Annotated in this window: 16 protein-coding genes; 11 read left to right on the top strand and 5 right to left on the bottom strand. The window is 63.1% G+C overall.

Translation table 11 applies throughout. From position 1 onward, the window contains the following. Window positions 1-42 precede the first annotated feature (42 nt). The 4 genes from trbF to ABIB80_RS22830 are packed head-to-tail and all read left to right on the top strand — an operon-like array spanning window position 43 to window position 3,213. On the top strand, window positions 43-726 hold the full coding sequence (gene trbF, locus ABIB80_RS22845; RefSeq protein WP_354128436.1) for a conjugal transfer protein TrbF: 684 nt from the start codon (window positions 43-45) through the stop codon (window positions 724-726). Further along, window positions 723-1,757, top strand: coding sequence for a P-type conjugative transfer protein TrbG (gene trbG, locus ABIB80_RS22840; RefSeq protein WP_502918748.1), 1,035 nt, complete (start codon window positions 723-725; stop codon window positions 1,755-1,757). Before trbF ends, trbG begins: the two co-directional genes overlap by 4 nt. Next, the gene (locus tag ABIB80_RS22835; RefSeq protein WP_354128435.1) at window positions 1,754-2,962 is read left to right on the top strand and encodes a TraB/TrbI/VirB10 family type IV secretion system protein; all 1,209 of its coding nucleotides are present in this window, start codon (window positions 1,754-1,756) and stop codon (window positions 2,960-2,962) included. Before trbG ends, ABIB80_RS22835 begins: the two co-directional genes overlap by 4 nt. Window positions 2,963-2,970: 8 nt before the next feature. Further along, complete coding sequence (locus tag ABIB80_RS22830) at window positions 2,971-3,213, top strand: DUF2274 domain-containing protein (RefSeq protein WP_148736842.1); 243 nt, start codon at window positions 2,971-2,973, stop codon at window positions 3,211-3,213. Here ABIB80_RS22830 and ABIB80_RS22825 read toward each other — a convergent pair. Then, entirely contained in the window at window positions 3,186-4,313 is a 1,128-nt protein-coding gene (locus ABIB80_RS22825; RefSeq protein ID WP_502918747.1) for a LysR family transcriptional regulator, read from the bottom strand. The genes ABIB80_RS22830 and ABIB80_RS22825 overlap by 28 nt on opposite strands. Window positions 4,314-4,438: 125 nt before the next feature. Between ABIB80_RS22825 and ABIB80_RS22820 the strand changes: the two genes are divergently transcribed. From ABIB80_RS22820 to ABIB80_RS22805, 4 genes are all read left to right on the top strand, one after another. Then, window positions 4,439-5,113, top strand: a complete 675-nt coding sequence (locus ABIB80_RS22820) for a helix-turn-helix transcriptional regulator (RefSeq protein ID WP_148736838.1) — start codon at window positions 4,439-4,441, stop codon at window positions 5,111-5,113. Window positions 5,114-5,343: 230 nt separating this feature from the next. After that, window positions 5,344-6,357 carry a helix-turn-helix domain-containing protein gene (locus ABIB80_RS22815; RefSeq protein WP_354128434.1) on the top strand — a complete coding sequence of 338 codons (1,014 nt, stop codon included), beginning with the start codon at window positions 5,344-5,346 and terminating at the stop codon, window positions 6,355-6,357. A 150-nt stretch (window positions 6,358-6,507) separates the two neighbouring features. Then, window positions 6,508-7,509, top strand: coding sequence for a SphA family protein (locus tag ABIB80_RS22810; protein ID WP_148736834.1), 1,002 nt, complete (start codon window positions 6,508-6,510; stop codon window positions 7,507-7,509). Between the two features lie 300 nt (window positions 7,510-7,809). Beyond that, entirely contained in the window at window positions 7,810-9,270 is a 1,461-nt protein-coding gene (locus tag ABIB80_RS22805; protein WP_354110638.1) for an amidase, read from the top strand. Window positions 9,271-9,382: 112 nt separating this feature from the next. Here ABIB80_RS22805 and ABIB80_RS22800 read toward each other — a convergent pair whose 3' ends face one another. From ABIB80_RS22800 to ABIB80_RS22785, 4 genes are read right to left on the bottom strand one after another with little or no spacing between them, the layout of a single operon-like run. Further along, the gene (locus ABIB80_RS22800) at window positions 9,383-9,556 is read right to left on the bottom strand and encodes a hypothetical protein (protein ID WP_354128433.1); all 174 of its coding nucleotides are present in this window, start codon (window positions 9,554-9,556) and stop codon (window positions 9,383-9,385) included. A gap of 13 nt (window positions 9,557-9,569) precedes the next feature. Further along, the gene (locus ABIB80_RS22795) at window positions 9,570-10,922 is read right to left on the bottom strand and encodes an aspartate aminotransferase family protein (RefSeq protein ID WP_354110636.1); all 1,353 of its coding nucleotides are present in this window, start codon (window positions 10,920-10,922) and stop codon (window positions 9,570-9,572) included. Between the two features lie 13 nt (window positions 10,923-10,935). Further along, window positions 10,936-11,649, bottom strand: a complete 714-nt coding sequence (locus ABIB80_RS22790) for an HAD-IA family hydrolase (RefSeq protein ID WP_354110635.1) — start codon at window positions 11,647-11,649, stop codon at window positions 10,936-10,938. Beyond that, window positions 11,598-12,860 (bottom strand): Tm-1-like ATP-binding domain-containing protein, encoded by a 1,263-nt coding sequence (locus tag ABIB80_RS22785; RefSeq protein ID WP_354110634.1) that lies wholly within the window; start codon window positions 12,858-12,860, stop codon window positions 11,598-11,600. The genes ABIB80_RS22790 and ABIB80_RS22785 overlap by 52 nt, the downstream gene beginning before the upstream one ends. Before the next feature lie 215 nt (window positions 12,861-13,075). Here ABIB80_RS22785 and ABIB80_RS22780 point away from each other — a divergent pair, with 215 nt between their 5' ends. Genes ABIB80_RS22780 through ABIB80_RS22770 form a run of 3 tightly spaced genes read left to right on the top strand, consistent with a single transcriptional unit; the run spans window position 13,076 to window position 16,745 of the window. Continuing rightward, window positions 13,076-14,560 carry an aldehyde dehydrogenase gene (locus ABIB80_RS22780; RefSeq protein ID WP_354128517.1) on the top strand — a complete coding sequence of 495 codons (1,485 nt, stop codon included), beginning with the start codon at window positions 13,076-13,078 and terminating at the stop codon, window positions 14,558-14,560. Then, the gene (locus tag ABIB80_RS22775) at window positions 14,557-15,945 is read left to right on the top strand and encodes a transaminase (protein ID WP_354128432.1); all 1,389 of its coding nucleotides are present in this window, start codon (window positions 14,557-14,559) and stop codon (window positions 15,943-15,945) included. Before ABIB80_RS22780 ends, ABIB80_RS22775 begins: the two co-directional genes overlap by 4 nt. A 2-nt stretch (window positions 15,946-15,947) precedes the next feature. Next, window positions 15,948-16,745 (top strand): SDR family oxidoreductase, encoded by a 798-nt coding sequence (locus ABIB80_RS22770; RefSeq protein WP_354128431.1) that lies wholly within the window; start codon window positions 15,948-15,950, stop codon window positions 16,743-16,745. Window positions 16,746-16,749: the final 4 nt, after the last annotated feature.

The raw sequence follows: 16,749 nt of genomic DNA, 5'->3' as shown, positions 1-16,749 counted from the left end.
CACCACTGAAAACCAATCACTCGATCTCACGGGCAACTATCCATGTTCAGACGACCTTCCGTTCACTACGGGCGCAAGCCAGAACCTGTCACGCCCTACCAAAAAGCAGCGCAAGTCTGGGACGAGCGCATTGGATCTGCGCGCGTGCAGGCCAAGAATTGGCGCTTGATGGCCTTTGGTTGCCTCATGCTCTCTGCCGGTCTCGCTGCGGGACTCGTCTGGCAGTCGACGCAAGGATCGATAACGCCATGGGTGGTCGAGGTCGATCGCCTGGGTCAGGCCCAGCGGGTTGCGCCAGCCAACATCGATTATCAGCCTACAGATGCTCAGATCGCCTATCACCTGGCGCGCTTTATCGAGGACGTCAGAGGCTTGCCGGCTGACGGCATCGTTCTGCGCCAGAACTGGCTTAGAGCGTATGACTTTACGACTGATCGCGGAGCAGCTGCGCTCAACGACTTTGCGCGCAACAATGACCCCTTTGCCAAGCTGGGTAAGGCGCAGATCTCCGTCGATGTATCGAGCGTGATCCGTGCGTCTTCAGAGAGCTTCCGGGTCGCCTGGACCCAACGCATCTACGAGAACGGCTCGCTGAGTGCGACCGAGCGCTGGACCGCGATTCTGACGGTGGCAATCGAGACGCCGCGCGATGCCGAACGCCTGCGTAAGAATCCCCTTGGCGTCTACGTCCGCGCCATCAACTGGTCGAAGGAGTTGGGTCAGTGATCAAGACGACGCGTGATATGTGTTCAAAAGGTCGGATCCAAGACCGCAGGTTCAGCTCGAGCAGGTGCAAACTCGCCGCTTTGAGGCGAGCCCTTTTACCGGCTCTGCTGCTTAGCACATCAGCTCTCGCTGGATGCGCGACCTACATTCCGCCGGAAATCAGCTATGACGCCGAGGTCCCGCCGTTGCCAGCGCTTCCAGCGGCACTCGATGACCGAGCTAAGCCGCTTCACGTTCCACCGCTCTGGAAGCCGGTTCTCGGCGGCAAGTCGGGAGCGAAGGAAGACGCTGAACCCGTAACCCGGGTTGAGAGCGCGAACAGCGCCGCGCGAGTCGAGCCGCGCAAAAAAGGATACTTTAATGCGGCGCAGATTTACGCCTTCAGCCCCGGGGCGCTCTACCAGGTCTACGCCTCTCCGGGACAGATCACGGACATTGCGCTGGAAGAGGGAGAGCAACTGACGGGATCCGGGCCGATCGCGGCCGGAGATACCGTGCGCTGGGTCGTCGGAGATACCGAGAGCGGGAGCGGGGATACGCGTCGCGTCCACATCCTGGTCAAGCCGACCCGGGCGTCGATCGAAACCAATCTTGTCGTCAATACCGACCGGCGTACTTACCTGATCGAGCTCCGCTCCCGGGAACGGCCGTACATGCCGTCCGTTGCTTGGTACTATCCGGAAACCGTTCGCGAACGATCGCACTTAGTCGCCCTCAGACCGGTCATTCCAGACCCGGCGCAGCGTGTCTTTCGTTACGCGATCGAGGGCGACAGTCCACCGTGGCGGCCGCTCGCGGCCTATGACGACGGCCGAAAGGTCTATATCGAATTCCCGCAAGGGATCGTCCAGGGTGAAATGCCACCGCTGTTCGTCATCGGCCCCGACGGCAAGACCGAGCTCGTCAATTATCGCGCTTACGGCAATTTGCTGATTGTGGACCGGCTGTTTGCAGCCGCAGAACTGCGGCTGGGCGGTGAGCACCAGCAGAAGGTCAGAATTGTCAGGACCGACGGGAGGCCGTCGTCATGAACGCGCAGAACGAAAACAGTCCTGACGGGGTCATTCCGCCGCAAACACCGGAGGAGCATTCCAGGAGCTTCCGCCTGCGAGCCGAACCTCCGCGGGTCACCCGATTGTCTCGCAAGGTACTGGCAGGAGGGAGTGCGGTTGCCCTGCTGGTTATCGGCGGAGCCGTATTGTGGTCATTGCAAAGCAATCGTCCACGCAACCAGACGGCCGACGAGCTCTATAGCACCGATCATCACAATCTTGCTGATGGTATTGAGGCGCTGCCGAAGGACTACACAGGGGTTTCACGCCAAACCGTGCCGCAGCTTGGTCCGCCGCTCCCAGGCGACCTCGGTCGACCGATCCTGGCCGCTCAAGGCCAGTTGCCGACGACTGGCGGAGATCCGGAACAGCAACGCCGGGATCAAGAGAGCGAGGCGGCCCGCATCAGCCATCTGTTCGCTTCGACCAATGGGAGAGAAGTCCGTCCCGCGGCTGCGCCTGCTGGAGGCGAGCGCTTCGTGCCGCCGAATGCAACGAGCACCAGCGAGGATGGATCTGCGCAAAACGCGCAGGACCGAAAACTTGCCTTTGTGAACGGTTCTGTGGATCGCCGCACGGTAAGCCCTGACCGCGTCGCCAAGCCCGCTTCACCATACATTGTGCAGGCCGGGACGGTGATTCCAGGAGCGCTGATCACGGGGATCAGGTCAGACCTTCCCGGGCAAGTCACGGCGCAGGTGACAGAAAATTTATACGACACTCCGACCGGCCGCTCTTTGCTCGTGCCCCAAGGAGCGAAGCTGATCGGCAGTTATGACAGCCAGGTAGCGTTCGGCCAGTCGCGAGTGCTGCTGGTCTGGACCCGGCTTATCATGCCGAACGGCCGCTCGATCGTTCTGGAGCGGCAGCCCGGTGCCGACAGCGCCGGCTATGCAGGCCTCGAAGACCAGGTCGACAATCACTGGGGTGAGTTGTTCAAGGCGGCTGCGCTGTCGACGTTCTTGGCTGTAGGGACAGAGCTAGGTGCGGGGTCCGACACCAATAGCAACGACAGCGCCATCATCCAGGCGCTGCGGCATGGTGCCTCGGACTCGCTAAACCAAACTGGACAGCAGGTGGTTCGGCGCAGCCTCAATATTCAACCAACGTTGACCATCCGCCCGGGCTTTCCGATCCGCGTCCTTGTCAATCGCGATCTCGTTCTCGAGCGATACAGAGAGTAAAGGCACCTATGGCTAAGCTTAAGATTGGAGCGCTACCTGACGACAAGCCCGTTAGGGTCAGCGTTGAGTTGCCGGCTTCTGTACATCGGGATCTGCTCGCCTATGCGAAAGCCGTTGCAAGCGAATCCGGTCAACCCATCAGCGAACCGGGTAAGCTTATCGCACCGATGCTGGCGCGGTTCATGGCTACGGATCGCGGCTTTGCAAAATTTCGACGCGCGGTTCACTCGCCGGAGGACAGCAAAGGGTAACGTTCAGCGAGGAGGTTGAGAAAAATATCTAAGGCTGGATTGTCGTTATCGGCTCGCCAATGTGCCGAAAAGTCAACCCGGGTCGGCCCCGTCCCATCTCGTAACTCGCGATAGACCAAACCAGCTAGGCTCGCGCCAACATCTGATTCCAGGACCAGGCTGATCCCGAGCTTCATGCTGACGAGACTCTTGATGATACCGCGGCTGACGTCGTGGCGTTCGATCTTCGGTCGATCCGCAGGAGAAACAAGCTTTGATATCAAGAGATCCTCTAGCTCGCGTCCGGGATCGTGCTGGCTCAGCACGACGGTCTCATTTCGGAGATCGGTCCAATGGACTACAGTTTCTGTTGCCAATGCGTGATTGTCCGGCAAAGAAACCAGGATACGCTCACTCCAAAGTGGGTGAACGCTATTGTCCGGCAGTCGCGCGCCCCCAGCCACGATGAGAACGTCCGCTGTGCCATTTCGCAGCGCCGTCTCGAGATGCGTTCGCGACCGCTCGACCGTCGCGAGTTCGACCCGAGGATGCCGGTTCTTGAATTCGCTAAGTGTTGCTCGCAGATTGCCTGCTGAAATGGAGGTGCAAAAGCCGATCGAAAGGCGGCCAACTTCGCCTCGGCTATTCGACTTTGCTGTTGCTACCAGCACATCGACCTGCTCCAAAATTAACCCAGCCATCCTCAGAACGCTTCGTCCAGCCGGCGTCGGCTTTACGCCCCCGCCCGAGCGCTCGAATATGGCAACGCCGATCAGATGCTCAAGCTGACGAATGGATCGGCTCAGGATTGAGTGTCGAACGGACAGCAGCTCGGCGGCTTGCCGAATACTCCCATAGTCTGCGGCTGCTACCGCAAATCGAAGCTGCTGCAGGTCGACCGCGTGCCCCCGGGACGTCCGTGACTGGTCCATTTTCTCGTTTTCGTAATTCGCGAACTGACTGATTTCGAAGTGCTGCAGGCAGCAATTTCGTTTGAGAACTAACAGAACTCCTCGTCTCGCGATTGCTGGAAAGCAGCATCGAGCTTCAGCGTGTGCCTGACGGCCGGCAATCAACCGGATGGTGGAGGCTTGCGACTGTTTGTTTGGCTGATACTGCATCAGGCTTGCGTCCGATGATTGCTTGGCCCGTAATTTGCTTGACTATGCGGCGCGCCTGTCACAGCGTTGTTGGCCATGCGACGCGCAGACGTCCGCCATCGGAGAAACATTCGGGGAGGTAGGTCATGATTGCGCTGTTGGGCCGGTCGGATCCGGCAACCACGCAGGCCGTCCAGTTCGCAAGAGGGATTCTCGAGGGGGCTGCGACCGTGTTTTACGAGGTCGACAGTAACCTCAATCTCAATCGATTCGTGCTCTCAAGCGGCGTCCCGTCGGGCTTTCACGACCAGTATCTGGCCGGGATGAACCGGCTCGATCCACTGCATCCGCGTTCCGCAACCAATCAGCCAATTGCGCGGCTCAGTGTCGTCATCGGTCGATGTGCCACAAAGGAAGCGCTGACCTTCCGCACCTTCGCCGGACAGTGTGGTATCGCCGACATACTCGAATTCTTCTTCCGCCGTAACGATCGGATCGTGGCAGGGATGAGCGTGCTTTGGGGATCCGGTTGCAGGATCCCCGACGGCGCGATGAACATCGCCGAGAAGATCCACGATTATCTCGAGTTCAATTTGACGCGTTGCCTGGCGCCTTCGCCAGACGAGCCCGCGCGCTATGGCCTGACCTCACGTGAGCTCGAGGTCATCGACCTGCTCTGCTGCGGCCGGACCAATCGCGAGATTGGCGAGTGCCTGAATATCGGCCTCGCCACCGTGAAGACGCACCTGATCCATATCTTCGAGAAGCTCGGTGTCGAGACCCGCTCGGCCGTCGTCGCCCTGATGTCGCGACCACACTGAGTCTAACCTCGCTGAGCCTTGCCTCACTGAGTCCTGCCTCCACGACCCCATCCACCATCCGGTTGATTGCTGCCTCGTGCGCGGCGGGTTTAGAGATTGGCGTCGTTTTGGCTATTGAGGCCGATGCGGCCGCCGACATGACTTCTTTCCGGTGGTACGCAAGCTGTCCACCCAAGGGTTGATTGTTACCGTTCGGCACGTTCGCCAAGCTCGGTCTCAGGGAGCGCTTCATGGCGGACGTACCCGTTTGCAAGACGGAGCTTGGCAGCGTCATTGGTGTGTCGGTGGTGGGGTCCGTCGATGCGGCGGACCATGCCGGCCGCTTCCACGGCTGGGACCTGCGGATAGATCAGGTGTCGTCCGGGCGTTTTGCCGGGCGGCTCGTGATGATCCGGCTCGGCAGTCTCGAGATCATCAGGGAAACCATCTCGCAGGCGCTGATCAAGCAGGGCTCGGCTTGGCCGGATTCACTCGTCTTCAGCCTGCCGCTGGCGGCCTCCAACGAGGCGCATTTCAACGGTCGGCCCTTGGCCTTTCCGAATGTATTGCTCAGCGACGGAGCGGACCTGCCGCCCTTGCTGACGCCGACGCAGCTCGATGTGGTGTCGATAGCTATTGCCCGCAAACGCCTGACGTCGTTGCTCGAAACGCTTGGCGAGAGGCGGGCCGCCGACTTAGTTGCCGGTCATCGCCAGCAGAATCATTGCTTCACTGGATCGCCCGGCGCGCTATCGGTACTCCAGCATGGTTTTCGTGAGATCTGCGACCAGGGGAATCGACTTCAATCTGCGATCGGATTTGCCCGCGCGCGAGCGTCCGTCGAAGACGCCGTCGTTGATGCTCTCGCTGACATCCTGTCGGAAAATGCCTGGCGCGATGTCAACGGCGTGACCGCGCAAAAGCGGATTGTGGATCGAATCAAAGAGTGCGTGTTCGCTCATGCCGATGATCCTCCGAGCATCGCCGAGCTGTGCCGCCATGTCGGTGTCAGCCGCCGGACGCTGCAAGGCTGCTTTCAGGATGCGCTCGGGCTGACGCCGTTACAGTATCTACGCATGCTCAGGCTGAACGCCGTGCGTCGCGAACTGCGTGCGCTCGCCGCGGCGAGGCAACCGGTGTCAATCGGCGATGTTGCGGCGCGGTGGGGCTTTTGGCACTGGAGCCGCTTTACCGAAAACTATCGGCAGCTGTTTGGCGAGCTGCCGTCGCACACGGTGCGGCGTGTTCGATCTGCATCAGTTTAGGAATCTCGCATCAACGCCTCCGCGTTTGCCGAATCCGGATAACGCCGGTCAGCGGCCCGTTCCAAGATTTCGCCCGCAACTGCTGCGCCGCGCACGACCGGTCGTCGATCGGGACGTGACCGACGCAGCGATAACGGGGCTGGGGGCTACATGACGATCAACGGACGAATTGCTGCGGCGGCACTTGTCGCGGTCAGCGCGGGCGCAAACAGCGCCAATGCATTCGAGTTCGGTTCCGCCGGCTTTGCGCAAAAGCCCGGGATCACGCTCGGTGGCGGAACGGCCGGCGCACCGCCGCCCGGTCTTTACAGCTTCAACCAGGTTTTCACCTATCAGTCGAAACTTGTCGGTCCCGGCGCGCCGAATGTCGGTGGCGCGGCGACGCCGGTGCATACCGCAACCGAAGCGTCGGGTCTGTTGTGGGTGCCGGGCTGGACCTTATTCGGTGCGACTTATGATGCAGTCATCGTGCAGCCCTGGATCATGGTGGACGTCGGTTCGCCCATCAACGTCCAGCAAGCCGGCATGCACAACACCTACATCGTGCCGGCGGAGTTGAGCTGGAAGCTCGGCGACAGCGGCTTTTTCGTCAAGACCGGCCTCGGCATTTACGTGCCGAACGGTTCGATCAGCGGGCCAGCCGGACTGAACAGCGTCGGCAATCCCTGGTGGACCTTCCAGCCCGAACTGGTGGTGTCGTATTTGAAAGACGGCTGGAATCTGACGGCCAATCTGTTCCAGGAGATCAACACCGCGAACTCGATCACCGGCTATCGTTCCGGCGACATCTTCCACGCCGAATTCACGGCCACCAAGACGATTGGAAACTGGACGTTCGGGCCGGTGGCCTATTATGCCGGCCAGGTGACCGACGACAAGTCGAGCGCGTTCTATGGCAACGCGATCAACGTCAACCGGTACAATAACTGGGCCGGCGGCGGTTTGATCGGCTACAATTTCGGGCCGGCTGCGTTGACGGTCTGGGCCACGCACGAATTCTCCTCGACGGTGTCCGGCGGCACCGCCGGCCCGCCCGGCCTCGACACCGCCGCGATCACCAAGGGCTATTCGGTGTTCGCCAATCTGAGCTTCCGGCTGTGGGGACCCGATGCTCCCCCGCCGCCGACCAAGCGGCCGACCTTCACAAAGTAAGATGCTCACCCAGTTAAGTAGGCGGCAACACGTCCCGTTCTGCGGCGTGCAATGGGTAGCCATAAGGGAATCGCGTTGATCGTGGTTCCTTGGCGGCTTTGCCGTTTGCTGTTCAAAACGTGCTCGGCCGAGAGCATCCACCGCATGGTGGATTGTTCGTAACGGCGACATGCCGAACTTTTCGCTGATCGAGCAGTCGGTGCGCGATTGCATCGGTGTGCGCCTGCTCGACGTGCACCGCATGCCGCCATGCCCTGCGGCGGGCCTCGCGCTAAACGACGTATCGGAAGGGACACAGCGATGAAAAAGATCACTTACGCCACGGCTACTGATCTCGCCAAGATGCTCGCGACAGGCCGGATCAGCGCCTGCGAGTTGTTGGACGAAAATCTTGCGCGGGTGCGGCAGCTCAATCCACAGATCAATGCCGTGGTGGCGCTGGACGAGGAGGGTGCGCGCAGATCGGCCAAGGAGGCGGACGCGGCGCGGGCCCGTGGCGCATCCCTCGGCCCGCTGCACGGCGTGTCGATGACGATCAAGGACACGTTCGCCGTCACCGGCATGACCGCGACCTGCGGGCTCGAACCGTTGCGCGACTATCGCCCGGCGATCGACGCGGCCGCGGTCGCAAAGCTGCGCGCGGCCGGCGCGATCATCTTCGGCAAGACCAATCTGCCCCCGGCGGCGGCCGACCATCAGTCCTGCAACTCTCTGTTCGGGCTAACGCGCAATCCCTGGAATGGCGACCGGACGGTTGGTGGCTCCTCCGGCGGTTCGGCGGCGGCGCTGGCGGCCGGCTTCACGCCGCTGGAGCTTGGCAGCGACATCGGCGGCTCGATCCGCGTGCCCTCGCATTTTTGCGGCGTCTATGGCCACAGGCCGAGCTACGGCATCGTGCCGCTCGACGGACATATCCCGCCGCCGCCCGGCCATTTGTCGGAGCCCGAGCTCGCTGTCGTTGGTCCGTTAGCACGCTCTGCGTTCGATCTCGAACTGATGCTCGATTTAATCACCGACGCGCCGGAGCTGAAGCGGACGGCGTACCGCCTCGCGTTACCGCCGGCGCGGCACACGGATCTACGCGACTTCCGGGTTGCTGTCTGGAATGATGCGAAGGCTTTTGCGCTGGATGGAGCCTATGCCGCCGCGATCGACGGGCTGGTCGAGGATCTGACGCGACTTGGGGTGAAAGTCGACACCACCGCGCGGCCGGCGATTGATCCGACGGAGAGCTTTCGCGTCTACATGCAGACGTTATTCGGTATCATCGGCGTGGGTGTCCCGCCGCCGGCGCGCGATGAGATCATCGCAGGTGGTAAGGCGGCGCCGGAGGGCAGCTATCCGCGCATGGTGGCGGAGGCGATGGGCCAGAGCCTTGCGCAATTCGCCGATGCCGCTGAGGCGCGCGAAAAACTGTTCCGCGCCTGGCGCGAGTTTTTCACGCACTATGACGTGCTGTTGTGCCCAATCACACCGACGGTCGCGTTTCCGCATGATGTCGCGCGGATGGACCTGGCTGCGCAGTTTGAGCGTCGGATCGTCGTGAACGGCCGGCCGTCGCCCTACATGGACAATCTGATGTGGCCCGGCCTGGTTACGGTGGCGAACCTGCCGGCCACCGCGATCCCGACCCGGCGACTGGTAGAGGGGCTGCCGGCCGGCGTCCAGATCGTCGGTCCTTACCTCGAAGACCGCACGCCGCTGAAGTTCGCCCAGTTGCTCGAACGGGCGCTCGGGGGCTTCGTCCCGCCGCCTTTGTGAGTATGCTTGCGACGGACGGTTGGATCGGGGATCGCGGACGTCGTGGCTCCGGAGCGGTGCTTGCCGCAGCGATCGTCATCATGCCGGCGTTGCATGCGGAGACCAGGGCTTCTCAACCGGCATCGGCGTCCATCCGATGTACGGCATGACCGCACGCGAGATTGTTGCTGCCGTCGACCTGCTGCGCAGCGCGGATCTTCTGCACCGACAAGACCATGGCGCCGGCTTCGCTTGCCGATTGCCTCGACAAGGACGGGACGAACGGCCAGCTGTTCGAGCGGGCCATCGCCTGCGTCGCCTCAGGTGGCCACTGATAGGCCGGCGTCGATGCCTTGGACGATTGTCACCACGTCGACCGCCGAGAGGATCAGGGGCGGCGACAGGATGATATTGTTCCCGGAGACGCGGATCATCACCCCGGACTCGTAGGTGGCGTCGGCGATCCTGGCGATCAGCTTCTTGTCGATCAGCTTCTTGCTGTCGCGGTCGGCGACCAGCTCGATCGCGGCCATCAATCCCTTGCAGCGGATGTCCCCGACCAGCACATGCTTCGATTTCAGCCCTTCGAGGGCGGTGGCCAACTCCTTGCCTCGCGCGGCGGCATTCTCGTCGAGTCTGAGGCGCTTCGTTTCGGCCAGCGCCGCAATGCCCGCCGCACAGCCGACCGGATGGCCCGAATAAGTGTAGCCGTGCCCGATCGAGCCGAAGCTGGTGGTGTCGGCCTCGAACGCTTCAGCCACCTTGTCGCCGATCAAGGTCGCGCCGAGCGGGAAATAGCCCGAGGTGATGGCCTTGGCGATCGTCATCATATCTGGCTTCACGCCCCACAGCCGCGAGCCCGACCAGGCGCCGGTCCGGCCAAATCCGGTGACGACCTCGTCCGCGATCATCAGGATGCCGTGACGGTCGCAGATCTCGCGCACGAGCGTCATGAAGCTATCGGGCGGCACGATGACGCCGCCGGCGCCGAGCACCGGCTCCATGATGAAAGCAGCGATTGTGTCGGCACCCTGGAAGGCGATTTCATCCTCCATGTCCGCGGCGCAAAGCTGCGCGAGCTTTGCCGGATCGGTTTCATTGAAGGGATTGCGGTAAGTCCAGGGCGCGGGGACGTGGAACACGCCGGGTAACAGCGGCTCATAGTTGCGGCGGAAATTGGCATTGCCATTGACCGAGGCGCCGCCGAAATGGGTGCCGTGATAGCCCTTCTTCAGCGCCAGGAATTTGGTGCGGTCGCTTTGCCCCTTGATCTTCCAGTACTGCCGCGCCAGCCGTAACGCGGTCTCTACCGAATCCGATCCTCCTGACGTCAGGAAGGCGCGGACCATGCCTTCCGGTTTGAACCACTCGGTCAGCTCGTAGGCGAGCTCGATCGACGGACCGGTCGAGGTGCCGCGAAAGCCGGAATAATAGGGCAGGGCATCGAGCTGATCCGCGATCGCCTGCTTGATCGGATCGCAGCTGTAGCCGAGATTGACGTTCCAGAGGCCACCGACGGCGTCGATCACCCTGCGACCGTCGATATCGGTGACATGCACGCCGTCGCCCTTCATGATGATGCGGGGCGGCTGCGCGCGCATCTCGGCGGGATGCGCCATTGGATGCCAGATCGGCTTGGCATTGTTCTCGATCAGGAAATTCTTGTCGCGCATGGTCTCTCTCGGCTCAGTCGAAGGACAGTCCAAAATGCCGCAAGGCTTCGCCGTATGATGCGCGGGGATTCCTGACGTCGAACAACACGGTTCGCATGCTGCAGGCGGCGGCGCCTGCGATGTTGCGGCGTTGGTCGTCGACGAAGACGCAATCCTCCGCGGCGAGCCCAAGCCTGTCGAGCACGTCCTTGTAGGCTCGCGGATCGGGCTTCAGGATACCGGTATGGGTCGCATCGACGATTGCCACGAAACGCTGCAGGATCGGCAGTTGGTGGCGGAAGGTCGCGCCATAGAACAGATCGAGCTCGTTCGAGAGGATGGCGAGCTTGAAGCCGGCGTCATCGACCATGCGGATGGCACGGTCCGCCTCGGGACGAATGACCGTTGCGGGATCGGCGCCGCGAGCGCGCTGCACGAACGTCTCCATGGCCTGCCAGTCCTCGCCGAGCATGTGCCCGACCTCGCGGCTGCGCGTCAGCCAGTAGTCGCGCTCGGAAATATCTCCGCGCTGCATGGAGGCCCAGAGAGGATCAGTGTCAGGCGCAAAGGGCCCGAGCCATTTCAGCGTGCAGGGCGGTAGGCCCAGTGCCTGCTCGGTCAAATCATGGGTCTCGAACAGGGTCTTTGAGATGACCCCGCCGAAATCCAGCACCAGCGCGCGGGCGAGCGGCGGTTTCACGCGGCGGCCGTGGCCTGGCCGGCCGGCACGATGCCGGCCGCCACCCATCGATCGAAGATCTGCAGCACGCGCTCGGCGAAGGCGGGGTGGTTGATATGCTCCTTCAACTCGTGGAGTTCTACAGGGGGAGCGATGGCGGAGCGCATCTCGGAGACGAACGCCGTCAGCCCTTCGGGATCGTGCAGGGACTCACCCTCGCGGTCCCATTGCTGGATACCGCCGGCCGGCAGCACGAACGCCACTGGCGCCTTGGCTTGCGCGAGCTTTTCGGCAATCGCGCGTGCGATCCGGCGGCGGTCGTCCGGACCCGACGTCGCCGAGGCGAGCAGGCGGTTGTGGGCGTGGAACGGACGATCGGCCAATTCCTTCGGCGTCGGCAGCCAGGCCGGAAAGTCCACCATGTCGATGGCGCCGGGCGCGACGATCTGCGGGATGCCGGCCTTGCCCGCATTCTCCAACCTATCAGCGCCGGAATTCACCACCGAGCCGGTGAGCTGGTTGGCGAGTTCCTGCAGGCTCAAATCCAGCACCGCGGCAAAGCCGCCTTGCGCGGCGATCGATTCCATGGCGCGGCCACCCATGCCCGTGGTATGGAAGATCACGACCTCATAGCCGCGCCGTTCAAGTTGCGGCTTCAACTCCACCATGTAATTGAGACAGCTCTTGCCGAGCGAGGTGATGGCGACGACCGGCCGGTCCTTCTTCGGCCGGATCGCGCTGCGCGCTGCGCCGACGATGGCGCCGCAGGCCTGCGCCAGCACCGATGTGCAGGTGCTGTTGAGGCCATAGAGGCCGCCGGACCACAGGATCATCATCAGGTCGGCTGCGATCCGCTCCGGCGGGATCAAGTGCGAGAATGCGACCGTCGAGACCACGAGCTTCGGCATGCCGAGCGGCAACGCCAGTGCTACGTCGAGCGCGAGATCGGTCCCCATAGTGCCGCCGATGGCGATGACCGCATCGATCGCGTCGGCCTCAGTGAGCTCCCGGGCAAGGGTGGCGGCACCGCGTGCCATCGCTGACATCGCGGAGTTCTCGTCACCGCTGGCGAGGATCGCGGCGATGGTCGTCTGCGTGGCCGCGGCGACGGCATGCTTGTCGTGCTGCGGGCGGTAGGGCGGATCGCCGAGCACGCTGATGTCCATCATCACGGTCTCTCCGCCGGCCCGCGTGATGCGGTCGCGCATGAAGAGTAGCTCGTCGGCCTTGGTGTCGCCGGTGCCGATCAGGAGGATTCGCGGTTTCATGGTTTCGGGCATGATCTGGCAGCACTCACCGATGGCTGAGGGAAGAATGGAACGACGGGCCTGCATCAGAAGGCCGGTCATCAAGGCTTAGCCGCACGCTATGGGCGGCGGCTGCGGGACGACATCCACCCATCGGTTGATTGCCGCTCGGCCGTCATTTCGGAGAGGATTAGACCATGCGAGCGGCGCACCTGACGCTGCTCATGCCAGTGGCCAATTCACCCGACATGCAGCAAGTCCAGATCAATCAATTGAGGTCGGCGGTCATTCCGCCCCAGCAGCTCTTCCTCGGTGGCCGGCCGACGGATGCGCTCGGTGACGCGCGGCTCGACGTGCTGTCGCCGATCGATGGCCGGCGCCTGACCACCATTGCCGACGGTGACACCCGCGATATCGATCTGGCCGTGAAGCTTGCGCGGCAGGCGTTCAGCCATGGCGGCTGGTCGCGGTCGGCGCCGACGCATCGGAAGAAAGTGCTGCTGCGCCTTGCGGAGTTGATCGAGCAACATGCGCTCGAGATCGCGGTGCTCGGCGTCCGCGACAACGGCACCGAGATCGGCATGGCCTACAAGGCGGAGCCGCTGTCCGCTGCCGGCACCTTCCGCTACTACGCCGAGGCGATCGACAAGCTCTACGGCGAGATCGCGCCGACCGGCCGCGACGTGCTCGGCCTCGTGCATCGCGAGCCGCTCGGTGTCGTCGGCGTGATCGTGCCCTGGAATTTTCCGCTGATGATCGGCGCCTGGAAGATCGCGCCGGCGCTGGCGGCCGGCAATTCGGTCGTGGTAAAGCCGCCGGAGATCGCCTCGCTCAGTTTGCTGTATCTGGCGCGGCTCGCCAGCGAGGCCGGTTTGCCCGACGGCATACTTAACGTCGTTACCGGCCGTGGCGCCTCGGCCGGGGAGGCGCTGGCGTTGCATATGGATGTCGATGCGCTGGCGTTCACCGGCTCGGGTGCGGTCGGGCGACGGCTGCTGGAGTCCTCGGCACGCTCCAACCTGAAGCGCGTCCATCTTGAGCTGGGTGGCAAGTCCCCGAACATCGTCTTCGCCGATGCGCCCGATATCAGTCACGCGGCAAAAGTGTCGGCGAATGGCATCTTCCGGAATTCAGGCCAGGTTTGTGTCGCCGGATCGCGGCTGCTGGTGCAATCATCGATCTATGACCGGTTCATGGATGAGCTGCTGAGCGCGACCGCGCGCCTTAGGGTCGGCGATCCCCTCGATCTGAGCTCGGACATCGGCGCAATCTCCAGCGCCTCGCAATTGCGCCGCAATCTCGATGCCGTTGCGCTGGCGCAGGAGCAGGGCGCCCGGCGACTGACCGGTGGCGAGCAGATCCTGGTGGATAGCGGCGGTCACTTCATGTCGCCGGCGATCTTGGCCGATGTCGCGCCCCGGATGAATCTCTGGCGCGAGGAGGTGTTCGGCCCGGTTCTCGCCGTGGCACAATTCGAATCCGAGGAGAATGCCGTGGCACTTGCAAACGAGTCCCCCTACGGGCTCGCGTCGGCCGTGTGGACCGGCAACCTCTCTCGCGCGCACCGCATGATTCGCGCCATTCATGCCGGGGTCGTGCACGTGAACACCTATGGCGGGGCAGATATCACAGTGCCGCTGGGCGGCTTCAAACAATCCGGCTTCGGGCGCGACAAGTCGCTGCACGCGCTCGATGCCTATACCGACCTCAAGACAGCCTGGATCGCACTATGAACATCACTACCGAAGAGCGTGCCGGAGTCATCGATCGCCTGATCGATGCAGAGCAGGAACGCTTCCGCAAGGTGCATCCGCGCTCCGCGGACGCCTGGCAGGAAGGCAAGCGGCACTTCCTTTACGGCGGCCCTTCGCACTGGATGCGCCGTTGGGCCGGCGGTTTCCCCGTTTATGTCGATGAGGCCAGGGGCGCACATATTCGTGACATCGACGGCCATGACTACATCGACTTCTGTCTCGGCGACTCCGGCGGCATGTGCGGCCACGCGCCTGAAGCGGTGACCGACGCGGCACTGCGTCAGTTCAAGCGCGGCGCGACGATGATGATGCCGACCGAGGACAGCCTGTGGGTCGGTGCCGAGCTGTCGCGTCGGTTTGGGCAGCGGCATTGGACGCTGACAACCTCGGCGACAGATGCCAATCGTGCGGCGATCCGGATCGCGCGGATGATCACCGGCCGTCCCAAGGTGCTGGTGTTCTCGGGTTGCTATCACGGCGGCGTCGAGGAGGCGCATGTCGAAATCCGCGATGGCCGCGTCGGCTTGCGGAATATGATTCATCCCAACGGAATCGATCACGACGCCGTCACGCGCGTGGTGGAGTTTAACGATGTCACAGCGCTCGAGGCGGCGCTTGCGCATGGCGACGTCGCCTGCGTTCTGGCCGAGCCACTGATGACCAATTTCGGCATGATCCCAGTCGATCCGGGGTTTCATCTTGCACTGCGCGAGCTGACGCGGCGGAGCGGCACGGTGCTCGTGATCGACGAGACCCACACCCTGTCCTGCGGCCCTCGCGGCTACACCGGAATCCATGCCCTGCAGCCCGACATCTTCGTCGCAGGCAAGGCGATCGCGGGCGGCATTCCGGCCGGCGTGTTCGGGCTGAACCAGGAGATCTCCGAACGTCTCTGGGCCATAGTGCCCCATGTCAATCCGCGCGAGCGCCAATCCGCCCATCTCGGTTTTGGCGGAACGCTCGCCGGCAACGCACTAACGATCGCAACCATGCGCGCGGTGCTGGAAAAGGTGCTGACCGACGAGAACTATGGCCGCATGATCGCGACCGCGACCCGGCTTGCCGACGAGATCCGTGGCTTGATCGAGGCTAATCGTTTGCCCTGGCATGTCACCCAGATCGGCGCGCGTGCGGAAATCATGTTCATGGCGCAGCAGCCGCGCAGCGGCGCCGATGTTATCGCCGGCCGGCAGGCCGGCCTCGAGACGCTGCTGCACGCGTTCTACATGAACGAGGGCATTTTGGTCACGCCGTTCCACACCATGCTGCTGATGTGTCCAGCGACGTCGGATGCGGACATTGCGCGGCACACCGCGGTCTTCGTCCGTTTCATCGATCTCCTGCGCAAGTCCGGAGTGATCTGACCATGCCGCGTCCCTTCGACCTCTCAGGCAGGATCGCCATCGTGACCGGCGGAGGCAGAGGCATTGGCGCGGCCATTGTCTCGCGCCTGGCGGAGGCCGGCGCCACCGTCGTGATCGCCAACCGCACGCGGGACGTTGCGGAAGCCCTCGCGGCGGAGCTCGCGATCGATGGATTGACGGTGCATTGTGTGCCGTTCGATGCCCTCGACCGTGCCAGTCTGCACGCCATGGTCGACCGCGTCGCAGGACGATATGGCCGTCTCGACATCGTCGTTCACAATGCCGGCGGCTGTCCGTGGTCGTCGCTGGAGGAACTGGACGAAGCCAAGCTGGAGGAAGCGCTGGCGCTGAACCTCAATGCCAGTTTCTGGCTGGCGCAGGCCGCGATCTCGCACATGCGCGCCAATCGCTTTGGGCGCATTCTCGTGACGTCCTCGGTGTCCGCGCGTGTTGCGATGGGTGGTGGCGCGCATTACTCGGCAGCGAAAGCCGGCGTCAACGCCTTCATCCGCGGCGCGGCGTTCGAACTGGCGCGCGACGGCATCACCGTCAATGGCGTCGAGGCAGGGTTCATTGCCAAGCCGGGCCGCGGCACGATGAGTGCGCCAGAGACGCGGGCGAAACTCGAGCGTTTCGTCCCGGTCGGTCGGATGGGGAGTGCCGACGATATCGGTTACGCGATGCTCTATCTGGCTTCCGTCGAAGCGGGATACATGACCGGGCAGACCATCGTCGTCGATGGCGGCAGCACGCTGCCCGAGACCGGCTTTGCGGTGGAGCGGCAATGGGGGCTTGGATGACGGC

Source organism: Bradyrhizobium sp. i1.15.2, assembly GCF_040548425.1.
Taxonomy (GTDB): domain Bacteria; phylum Pseudomonadota; class Alphaproteobacteria; order Rhizobiales; family Xanthobacteraceae; genus Bradyrhizobium; species Bradyrhizobium canariense.
This window is presented reverse-complemented; position numbering and strand designations above follow the sequence as displayed.

Bases quoted from the DNA above. Each gene is read 5' to 3' on its own strand.
- trbF (WP_354128436.1), top strand. From the start codon at position 43: ATGTTCAGACGACCTTCCGTTCACTACGGGCGCAAGCCAGAACCTGTC.
- ABIB80_RS22835 (WP_354128435.1), top strand. From the start codon at position 1,754: ATGAACGCGCAGAACGAAAACAGTCCTGACGGGGTCATTCCGCCGCAA.
- ABIB80_RS22830 (WP_148736842.1), top strand. From the start codon at position 2,971: ATGGCTAAGCTTAAGATTGGAGCGCTACCTGACGACAAGCCCGTTAGG.
- ABIB80_RS22825 (WP_502918747.1), bottom strand. From the start codon at position 4,313: ATGCAGTATCAGCCAAACAAACAGTCGCAAGCCTCCACCATCCGGTTG.
- ABIB80_RS22820 (WP_148736838.1), top strand. From the start codon at position 4,439: ATGATTGCGCTGTTGGGCCGGTCGGATCCGGCAACCACGCAGGCCGTC.
- ABIB80_RS22815 (WP_354128434.1), top strand. From the start codon at position 5,344: ATGGCGGACGTACCCGTTTGCAAGACGGAGCTTGGCAGCGTCATTGGT.
- ABIB80_RS22810 (WP_148736834.1), top strand. From the start codon at position 6,508: ATGACGATCAACGGACGAATTGCTGCGGCGGCACTTGTCGCGGTCAGC.
- ABIB80_RS22805 (WP_354110638.1), top strand. From the start codon at position 7,810: ATGAAAAAGATCACTTACGCCACGGCTACTGATCTCGCCAAGATGCTC.
- ABIB80_RS22800 (WP_354128433.1), bottom strand. From the start codon at position 9,556: ATGGCCCGCTCGAACAGCTGGCCGTTCGTCCCGTCCTTGTCGAGGCAA.
- ABIB80_RS22795 (WP_354110636.1), bottom strand. From the start codon at position 10,922: ATGCGCGACAAGAATTTCCTGATCGAGAACAATGCCAAGCCGATCTGG.
- ABIB80_RS22790 (WP_354110635.1), bottom strand. From the start codon at position 11,649: ATGGGTGGCGGCCGGCATCGTGCCGGCCGGCCAGGCCACGGCCGCCGC.
- ABIB80_RS22785 (WP_354110634.1), bottom strand. From the start codon at position 12,860: ATGCCCGAAACCATGAAACCGCGAATCCTCCTGATCGGCACCGGCGAC.
- ABIB80_RS22780 (WP_354128517.1), top strand. From the start codon at position 13,076: ATGCAGCAAGTCCAGATCAATCAATTGAGGTCGGCGGTCATTCCGCCC.
- ABIB80_RS22775 (WP_354128432.1), top strand. From the start codon at position 14,557: ATGAACATCACTACCGAAGAGCGTGCCGGAGTCATCGATCGCCTGATC.
- ABIB80_RS22770 (WP_354128431.1), top strand. From the start codon at position 15,948: ATGCCGCGTCCCTTCGACCTCTCAGGCAGGATCGCCATCGTGACCGGC.